The sequence below is a fragment of the uncultured Virgibacillus sp. genome (assembly GCF_947495635.1).
GTDB lineage: Bacteria > Bacillota > Bacilli > Bacillales > Amphibacillaceae > Virgibacillus > Virgibacillus salarius.
The window spans coordinates 21,232-30,033 of record NZ_CANMAB010000045.1 but is presented as its reverse complement, the minus strand read 5'-3'; the positions used below and the strand labels follow the sequence as shown (position 1 = coordinate 30,033).

The window sequence follows — 8,802 nt, the reverse complement described above, 5'->3', positions numbered from 1 at the left end:
TTTATTAAAAAAACTTGAAAATCATCAAGGAACAACTCTATGCATTTTTAAAAACAGCAATTATGAAATTGATTCAGTAAATTATATATGCGAGGTTCCTTCACACTATTCAATTAATCTGTCATTTTTACAAATTGAAGAACTAATTCAAGGTTTGTCCAGCAAGTGCGTATTTTAAGAGGAATACATATATTGGACGTTTCTATAATTGTTTTTTAATGGGACCTTTTATTCTCTCTCTACATTCCATACCGTTAAACTATAATAACAGGTATAATCCTTCAAAAAGAAGAAGAATCATACCTGTTTTCGCATTTGAAGATTGAACAAAACTAAATGTTAGATTATGCTACGTAAATCGCACGAAATTAATAGCATTCAAAGATATATAAATTTTTTCAGTTCCATAACCATTACTAACATCAATAACAAGTACTAATTGTGATGTCACGTTCGAAAGAATACCTTCTATTAAATTACTATCTGTAGCTACTTCAACATTAGAACCTACACGTGTATTCAATTCAGCAGAAAAAGTATATAAAAACATCGTTATTCCTCCTTTATAATTCAGTAATCAACTCAATTTTATTTATTCGAATCAATGTTTGTTCTCCTGTATTTTCAATTAAGACAACATAGTCAGATCTAACCTTCAAAAGAGTCCCTGTTACTGTTCCAAAAGGAGTAGTGATCTCTATCTGTTCGTTCACCAAACTCTGAAGTAATTCTCTAATCGTAGAGGGAGTGCTTACCATTTTATCTTCACCCTTTCTTTAATATATCTCTATTTACCCTATGCTAAATTCATCTTGTCGTAAGGGCATTTATTTCCAAATAACATAAATTCAACAAATATCATATAACTATAAATAAAACTTAATAGACTGCTATCTTTAAGTGATATTAAAATTACGCGTTTATAAAAATAACTCTGTAGGTTAATACGCTATATTCTTTTTCCCATGACAAATAACAATATATTTGTTATGCTTGATTCAGTTAGTTGCTGAAAGCATAATTAAATTCACAAGTTACTTAACTACTAGGGGTGCCCAATATGTGGGCTGAGAGGAAACACGTGACGTTTCTAACTCTTATGGACCTGATCTGGTTAATACCAGCGGAGGGAAGTAGTAGACGCAACGTCTTTCTATTTTCTTACACAAAGCCAGGTCCATGGAGGATCTGGTTTTTTTCATAAGAACAGAGTGGATGTATATTATGCTTTGCTGTCTACCTTTAGCATCCATAGCTACTGGGGAGAGGCGTGTAGGACGTAAGCTATACCGCATATTGTCGGTAATTCCTATTGTTGTCCTATGCTCACTTTTTATAGAAAGGAGGGAATAAGTGAGAAGAACGCACGTATTAACATTGATGGCAATTTTCGTAGCAATTGGAACATTAGGAGCACAATTCTTATGGTTTCCTGCTGGAATTGCTAAAGCGTATCCAGTGCAGCACGCAGTAAATGTAATGGCGGCAGTAATACTGGGACCTGGTCCAGCCGTAGTCATAGCTTTTATGATTGGAATTTTACGAAATATGCTGGGGATTGGTACATTACTTGCTTTTCCGGGAGCAATGGTTGGTGCTTTCCTTGCTGGGCTTTTTTATCAGTGGTTTGGTAGAAAGCTGTGGGCTGTGATCGGAGAAAGCATTGGTACTGGTATTATCGGATCATTCATAGCGGTTCCATTTGCTAAATTGTTTATGGACAGTGCTGCTGGCGCTTTCATTTTCATGCCATCGTTTTTGGTAAGTAGCATAACTGGCGCATTTATTGGCTGGTTCATTTTATTACGAGTAAAGCAAGAAGATACGATACGCGTACAAGGAAACTACTAGGGGCGCTTTGTTGCTGAGATAAGGACTTTTCCTTTGTCCCTTTGAACCTGATCTGGATAATACCAGCGCAGGAAAGTAGTGGGGAACATATTATTATCCTCTATTTATCTACTTTTACACCTCTAGTGGCTTCCCATAATAGAAGGAGGCTAAATATGAATTTCACTGATCAATTAAGAGAAGAAAACAATGATATTTTCCAGCTTATTTTTAATCATCCCTTTGTTCAGGGGATAGGGACTGGCGAGATTTCTAAAGATGCGCTCGCACATTATATTAAAGCGGACTTTGAATACTTAAATGCCTTTATGCAAATTTATGGAATAGCGCTATCCAAATCAAAGAAACGTGATGATATTGCTTATTTCTTTGATCAAATAAATTTTATATTAAACGATGAAATCCACCCACATCATAACTTCTGCAATCATATCGGTGTGGACTATGCGTCCTTACAAGGACACCCTTTGCCACCTACTGCAGATCATTACATTAAACATATGATGTATCATGCACAAATGGGAACGTCTAGTGAGATACTAGGAGCTCTACTTCCATGCCCTTGGACATACTTAGAAATTGGTAGGGAATTAATGGAGCAGTATAATCCTAATAAAGATCACCCTTTTTACGATTGGATTAGTTTCTATGCAAGTGGTGATGTAGATAATACCACCTTTGAATTGAGAAAACGGTTGGATATACTTGCAGAAAATGCTGCCAAGGATGAAAAAGATCTCATTAGAGAAGCTTTTCGAAAAAGCTGCCAGCTGGAGCTTAAATTCTGGGAAATGGCCTACACATGTGAATCATGGCCAAACGCAGAAAAGGTGAACAGCTAATGGATAGCATACCTTGCGCGCTGACTATTGCTGGAACAGATCCGAGTGGCGGTGCTGGCATACAGGCAGACCTAAAAACATTTCAAGAACTAACCGTATATGGAATGTCTGTAATCACCTCTGTTGTGGCACAAAATACAACCGGTGTGCAAAACGTACACCATCTACCTGTTACGATGATAAATGAGCAACTAAACTCAGTTATATCAGATATGCCTGTGCATAGCATAAAAACAGGTATGATTGCGAACAAAGATATGATGCAGGTTATTGCAGAGCACTTGTCCAAATCAGTTGTGAACTATGTCATGGACCCTGTCATGGTTGCAACTAGTGGCGATCCATTAATATCGGAAGATGCTCGATCGTTTCTCAAACAGCAGCTATTACCATTAGCGACTGTAGTTACTCCTAATATTCCTGAAGCACAGTATATTACAGGACAATCTATTGATAATACAAGTGATTTGCAAGAAGCGGCTTTCGAGATCGTCAAAAGCTTTGGAGCACGCGCAGCACTTGTTAAAGGTGGCCACCTGCAAGGTAAAGCCGTCGACTATTTATATGATGGGAATAAGCTTTACACGTTCGAAGCAGAGCGGTTTCAAACAAAGAATACACATGGTACAGGTTGTACGTATTCAGCGGCAATTACTGCTCATCTAAGTAAAGGTCTACCACTTTACGAAGCTGTAAAGCAGGCGAAACAGTATGTAACAGCTGCTATTCAATACTCCTTTTCACTTGGTGCCGGTAACGGACCTACAAATCATTGGGCGGTACGCAAAGAAAGGGTGGAACAATGACACAATCCATTATTCAAGCAGTTAGAGAACAAAAACCATTGATCCATAACTTAACCAATGAAGTAGTCATGAATTTTACAGCTAATGGTCTTTTAGCCTTTGGTGGAGCACCGATAATGGCAAAAGCAGAACAAGAGGCTAAAGAAATGGCTACCGCTGCGAATGGTGTACTTATTAATATTGGTACAACAACTTTAAACGAGCTATCAGCTATGAAACTAGCAGGAATAGCCGCAAATAAAAAAGGTATCCCTGTCGTACTTGACCCAGTTGGCGTAGCGGCTACAACCTTTCGCCAAGAAGCTGTAAAGCATTTGCTACACGAAGTACAGTTTACCGCAATCAAAGGTAATGCTGGTGAAATGGCACAGCTTGTGGAGATCCCTTGGAAAACAAAAGGTGTTGAGTCAATTGGGGACGGTAATCTAGAAGAAATTGCCGTTAAAGTTGCCAAAGCCTATCATACAACTGCTGTAGTTACTGGTGAGACGGATGTAATTTACAGTGAAGGGAAAATAATTCACAACACGACTGGTCATGTATGGCTAGAAAAAATTACTGGTGCAGGCTGCTTATTAGGAGCTATTCTAACTGCATGCTTAACAACTAATCATGCTCTAGAAGCTAAGGCATTGGCAGCAGTACAGTTTTATGGACTTGCTGCTGAACACGCGGCTTCTCAAGAATATGTGCTTGGTCCTGGAAGCTTCTTACCAGCATTTATAGACGCCCTTTCCAAAGACTTAGATCAATTGAAAGGAGTTAATTAATCTTTGCAGCTAAAGGATGCTCTAAGAAAATACTTTATTATGGGTAGTCAGAACTGCCATAACGATCCAAAGCATATTTTGGAACAAGCAGTAAAAGCTGGTATAACAGCATTTCAATTTAGAGAAAAAGGAAACGGGTCATTAACTGGTTATAAAAAATTTATTTTAGGAAAACAACTTCGGAATATCTGTCAAAACTATCGTATACCTTTCTTCGTTAACGATGACATAGAACTTGCTGAAATATTAGATGCAGATGGTATCCATGTTGGTCAGGATGATGTATCTGCTCTGGAATTACGTAGGCGTTTTCCAAATAAATGGGTCGGCCTTTCTGTATCAAATAAAACAGAATTAGTAAATAGTCCCATTTCCTCTGTTGACTATTTAGGAGTGGGGCCAATATTTTCTACTACAACAAAAGAGGATGCTAAATCAGCGATTGGACCGAATTGGATAAAAGATATCAAACAAGCTTATCCCTCCCTGCCAATTGTGGGTATAGGTGGTATCACTACAGACAATGCAGCTTCTGTTATCCAAGCGGGAGCGGATGGGGTTGCGATCATATCCGCTATAACCCTTGCAGAAGATATTAATAAAGCTGTTCTACAATTATAGTAGTAACAATCTATATTCAAAGAGTGCAGAAATAGCACACAAAACAATTAAAGCTGTGCCCAATAAAAAACAATCGGCACAGCTTTTTTTACGCTTGCTTTTTCGTCAATCCTGCGACTCTTTATACGAATAAAAGCAAAGCGCCCAATTAGAAACGTAGCGACTGGAGCGAGAGAAAGAATCATGGTGAGCTTCCGAGCCAATAATGAATTAGATTAGAGCGATTCGTGAAGTCGCATCGTTTCTGGTCGCTGAAGCTGGCCGCGGCTCAACACGCCCATATTTATCCACTTGAATAAAAAGAACCCGTAGCTCCAAGCTACAGGCTCATCAACATAAATCTATAGTTCATATCGCTTACAATGGTGTTTACTCCCCGCTTTACACCCATTCACACCGGAATCTGGTGACACTGCTGCCGATGCTGAAATAGACGAGAAAAGAAGCATGGTAAGAATGGAACTACCCAGCAATAACTTTTTCATTGTTTTATCACTACTCCTTTTATAATAATCTATCTACATTTTACTATACACTGTCACTCTCTAATTGTATATAAAAATCAGAATTTTGGTAATATAGTAGCAATCCTATTACATAAAGTAGCCTTTAGAACTACCATAACGACTGAAGGGAATAAGCACATAGCTCTATAGATAATAAACTGTTCGTAAAAACTTCAGCATGATTAACCGAAAAGAGACTGAAGCATTCCTGCCTCCTTCTATTTATTGAAGATTATCAGCATAGGCAGTCATCGCATCTCGCATGAATACAGCTAAACCATTACCATATTGATCGATATTTTTTGTGAAACGTTCATCATCTACATATAGTTGGCCTAGTCCTTTAAAAGCTTCTAGTGAATACGTTCCTATACGATTTAAGAATTGATACCATTCAGCAATTCGTTCTTGAGCAATTTCAGAGGCAGGATCTTCATGACGAACTTCGGCTAATTTACGATAAATCGCATGGAACGTTTCCTCAAACTCTTTTTTTTCAGCTTTTGTGAAGCTATTAAGTTTTGCATTCGATTTATTAACTGCTTTATCCCCCCAACGCTCTCGCGCTTCCTGTTCATAAGGATTATGACTAAAGTCAAATCCGGCAAATTTTTCTTGATTACTCATTACAATCTCTCCTTTTTTATACTTTAATGTTTTATCAATCGTTCCAATCATTGTATTGATTCGCCTCCTTTTATCAAGCAGCATTTTGCGATGCATCTCTAAGGCCTCAGCTTGATTAAAAGAAGGGCTGTCAATAATTTCTTTAATTTTCTTCAAAGAAAAATCAAGTTCCTTAAAAAATAAAATCTGCTGCAAACGTTCTAGATCATTCTCTGAATAAATGCGATATCCTGATTCGGTTGTTTGTTCGGGAGTCAATAGCCCAATTTCATCATAATGATGTAGTGTGCGCACACTAATCCCAACCAAATCAGCTACTTCCTTTACTTTCATAGCTGTTAACCTCCCTGTAAACTTACTATAAAGTATAACGTAACGTTAGAGTCAATAGAAAAAATAATTAACAGCATATTTAAATTCTAAATACAGGTTACCAATCGCTATATCCAAACAAAAAGAACCGGAAACAAAGTATTTCAGTTTAAAAAAACGGAGCAAAATTCGCTCAGTCCTTATCACTAAATGCTCAGATTTACGCTTTCTCTAGTAGCTATTATGGAATAATAGCTACTGCTTGACCGCCACTCCGGCTGCCCACTTCCCTTTCCGTGGGGTTTGTCCTTCAGCTAACTTTTTTAGCAAAACCCGCTCAAAAAAGTGGATCTTCAGGTCAAACATTTCCCACAGGAGTTGAAGTGGCCGCCCTTCGCTATTATCAGGCTCTACAACGCTAGCATGAAGTAACACAGCTGCTTTTATACTCACGGATAGCGATTTTCACTTTACCCATTGTAAAAAAGTCAACCTATTACTTATGACAAGAATTGTTGCACCTTCTCATAGCGGAGACGAATTACGTAGACTCCTGCGGGATTAGCGCGAGCCGAAAATCCACTTTGCAACGTGTTCTTCTTTGCAAAGTTAGTTGAGGCCGTGCCCGCCGAAAGCGAAGTAATTCGTCGGAGCATTGCCAATATACATCAAACATTTCAAAATAACTACTTGGCTTAACGCAGTCATTGCACTGATTTTATACTTTCTTAACTTATAAAAAAAGCAGAACTATCATTCGATTCGAAATCCATCCTCTTTTCTAGTTCTAAACTATTTGTTGCTGTATTGAAGCACCATTCAGCGGCTGTTTACACGCTTGATTCATGATTCCGTATTCCGTTTATATACAAAAAAATACAGGCTTAATGGCCACCAAAGAATGGCGAAAATCGGATAAATGGCCCAAATGGTACCTGGTGAGTAAATAATATTTACCATTATAAAAAATAAACAAAGAAGTAATGACGCATGGAGTGAAAAAGTAAAATACGTACTTCTTCTCACATGATACACAGATAGCGGCCACCATAATACAGCAAAGGCGGGAAATATAACCCAAGGAGTATGCGGAGAGACTATTACGTTTAGTAAAAAATAATAAAGAATAGCAACGCCACTACCAACAACTGCAACTCGTAATGTCTTGGCTTTAGCCCCTAAGAACACAAGAATCGGCCAGTAAACCAACGGAATAACTGTATACGAAACCCATGGATACGTAGGAGTGCTTCTGTTCTCAATGATGAGAAGAATTAATAGTAATGTACTAGTAATAATAGCAAATAACGTCTGTTTCTTCTGCTTATAGCAATACAACCCTAACGGGAAAACTAACATTACAACGGCTGGGTACATAAACCAAATATGTTCTACACTTGTTAACATATTTACAATAAATAGAAAAATAATTGTCATTACTGAGCCTGTAACTAAAAAAGCCAAATCAATTTTTTTCACATTGTGTTCCTCCTCACTTTTTACGCTTCCAAGAAAAGTACATTGTTAGCGGCCACCAAAGTACTACAAATGTTGGATATACAAACCAAATGATATCTGGTGTGTAGTAAAAGTTAATAAATACGAACAAGGAAATAATCAGAAGACTACTCCATATGGAATACCATAAATTAAGCTTAGGCAAATTCCTCTTCACAGGTTGTTTTGCGCCTAATTCTTGCTTTAAATCTTCAATATCCCCAAAATCAACAATAGCTTTATTTATCGCATCCTCCTCTGCCTTTCCTTGTTCCATCAAATCCCAGACCTTTTCTTCAAGGTTTTGGGTTACTTCTTGCATAACTGCGTTTTTTTGTTCACTTTCAGGAATGTTTTTAAATAATTCCTCAACATATCCAATAATTTCTTTCAATTTAATCCCTCCATAAATAAATCAATAATTTCCTTTGTTTCCTTCCATTCTTGAACAGTTTCTTTTAAATAAGCTTTTCCAAGAGTCGTTATGCGGTAATACTTTCGTTTTCCACCTCGGGAAACACTCCCAAAATAGGACTCAATTAGATCCTTTTTTTCCAGTCGCTGAAAAACTGCATATAAAGTAGCTTCCTTTATTTGAAATCTGTTATCTGTTCTGGAACTGATCTCTTTCGATATTTCATAGCCATAGCGATCCTCTTCACAGACTAAACGTAAAATTATCGATTCCAAGTGACCACGAATAATATCACTTCTTATCATTATCACACTTCCTTATTTTACAACTATTCTATCTGATAGAGTAATCATACGATAAATTACTCTATCTGTCAAAGTAATTTTTCAACCTCCTACATTAAAAAAAGACTGATAAAAAAATAAAGAAACAATAAAAAACGAACAATAATTAGTTGAAATTAATTATTGTTCGTTTTTTTGATTAGGATCATTCATTTAGTACCTAAAATAAGCGAGAGTCCGGCGGGAACAGCACGAGTCTGAAGATCCACGT

12 protein-coding genes and 2 riboswitches are annotated in these 8,802 nt (G+C 37.3%); of the genes, 5 read left to right on the top strand and 7 right to left on the bottom strand.

What is annotated here, in order from left to right; translation table 11 throughout:
* Positions 1 to 349 precede the first annotated feature (349 nt).
* Positions 350 to 550, bottom strand: a complete 201-nt coding sequence (locus Q1A47_RS11270; protein ID WP_026682470.1) for a hypothetical protein — start codon at positions 548 to 550, stop codon at positions 350 to 352.
* Between the two features lie 13 nt (positions 551 to 563).
* Complete coding sequence (locus tag Q1A47_RS11265) at positions 564 to 758, bottom strand: DUF2642 domain-containing protein (RefSeq protein ID WP_051388418.1); 195 nt, start codon at positions 756 to 758, stop codon at positions 564 to 566.
* A gap of 279 nt (positions 759 to 1,037) precedes the next feature.
* A riboswitch (TPP riboswitch) is annotated at positions 1,038 to 1,149 on the top strand.
* Positions 1,150 to 1,353: 204 nt separating this feature from the next.
* On the opposite strand from Q1A47_RS11265, the gene thiW reads away from it, so the two are divergent.
* The 5 genes from thiW to thiE all read left to right on the top strand — a co-directional run bounded on the left by thiW (position 1,354) and on the right by thiE (position 4,890).
* Positions 1,354 to 1,851, top strand: coding sequence for an energy coupling factor transporter S component ThiW (gene thiW, locus Q1A47_RS11260; RefSeq protein WP_026682469.1), 498 nt, complete (start codon positions 1,354 to 1,356; stop codon positions 1,849 to 1,851).
* Positions 1,840 to 1,942, top strand: a riboswitch (TPP riboswitch). Its footprint overlaps the gene before it by 12 nt.
* Positions 1,943 to 2,006: 64 nt before the next feature.
* A complete protein-coding gene (gene tenA / locus Q1A47_RS11255) occupies positions 2,007 to 2,693 on the top strand; it encodes a thiaminase II (protein WP_026682468.1) in 687 nt (228 codons plus the stop codon).
* A complete protein-coding gene (gene thiD / locus Q1A47_RS11250; RefSeq protein WP_026682467.1) occupies positions 2,693 to 3,499 on the top strand; it encodes a bifunctional hydroxymethylpyrimidine kinase/phosphomethylpyrimidine kinase in 807 nt (268 codons plus the stop codon). The genes tenA and thiD overlap by 1 nt, the downstream gene beginning before the upstream one ends.
* Positions 3,496 to 4,269, top strand: a complete 774-nt coding sequence (gene thiM, locus Q1A47_RS11245) for a hydroxyethylthiazole kinase (protein ID WP_026682466.1) — start codon at positions 3,496 to 3,498, stop codon at positions 4,267 to 4,269. The genes thiD and thiM overlap by 4 nt, the downstream gene beginning before the upstream one ends.
* A 39-nt stretch (positions 4,270 to 4,308) precedes the next feature.
* Positions 4,309 to 4,890, top strand: a complete 582-nt coding sequence (gene thiE, locus Q1A47_RS11240) for a thiamine phosphate synthase (protein ID WP_121605847.1) — start codon at positions 4,309 to 4,311, stop codon at positions 4,888 to 4,890.
* Between the two features lie 341 nt (positions 4,891 to 5,231).
* Here the strand turns inward: thiE and Q1A47_RS11235 are convergent, their stop codons facing one another.
* The 5 genes from Q1A47_RS11235 to Q1A47_RS11215 all read right to left on the bottom strand — a co-directional run bounded on the left by Q1A47_RS11235 (position 5,232) and on the right by Q1A47_RS11215 (position 8,552).
* Positions 5,232 to 5,375, bottom strand: coding sequence for a hypothetical protein (locus tag Q1A47_RS11235; RefSeq protein WP_161629286.1), 144 nt, complete (start codon positions 5,373 to 5,375; stop codon positions 5,232 to 5,234).
* A 243-nt stretch (positions 5,376 to 5,618) separates the two neighbouring features.
* Entirely contained in the window at positions 5,619 to 6,356 is a 738-nt protein-coding gene (locus tag Q1A47_RS11230) for a MerR family transcriptional regulator (protein ID WP_121604426.1), read from the bottom strand.
* Between the two features lie 822 nt (positions 6,357 to 7,178).
* Complete coding sequence (locus Q1A47_RS11225; RefSeq protein ID WP_026682464.1) at positions 7,179 to 7,814, bottom strand: hypothetical protein; 636 nt, start codon at positions 7,812 to 7,814, stop codon at positions 7,179 to 7,181.
* 13 nt (positions 7,815 to 7,827) lie between these two features.
* Positions 7,828 to 8,226: a permease prefix domain 1-containing protein gene (locus tag Q1A47_RS11220; protein ID WP_026682463.1), complete on the bottom strand. Its 399-nt coding sequence runs from the start codon at positions 8,224 to 8,226 to the stop codon at positions 7,828 to 7,830.
* Positions 8,223 to 8,552 (bottom strand): PadR family transcriptional regulator, encoded by a 330-nt coding sequence (locus Q1A47_RS11215; protein ID WP_026682462.1) that lies wholly within the window; start codon positions 8,550 to 8,552, stop codon positions 8,223 to 8,225. Before Q1A47_RS11215 ends, Q1A47_RS11220 begins: the two co-directional genes overlap by 4 nt.
* Positions 8,553 to 8,802 lie beyond the last annotated feature (250 nt).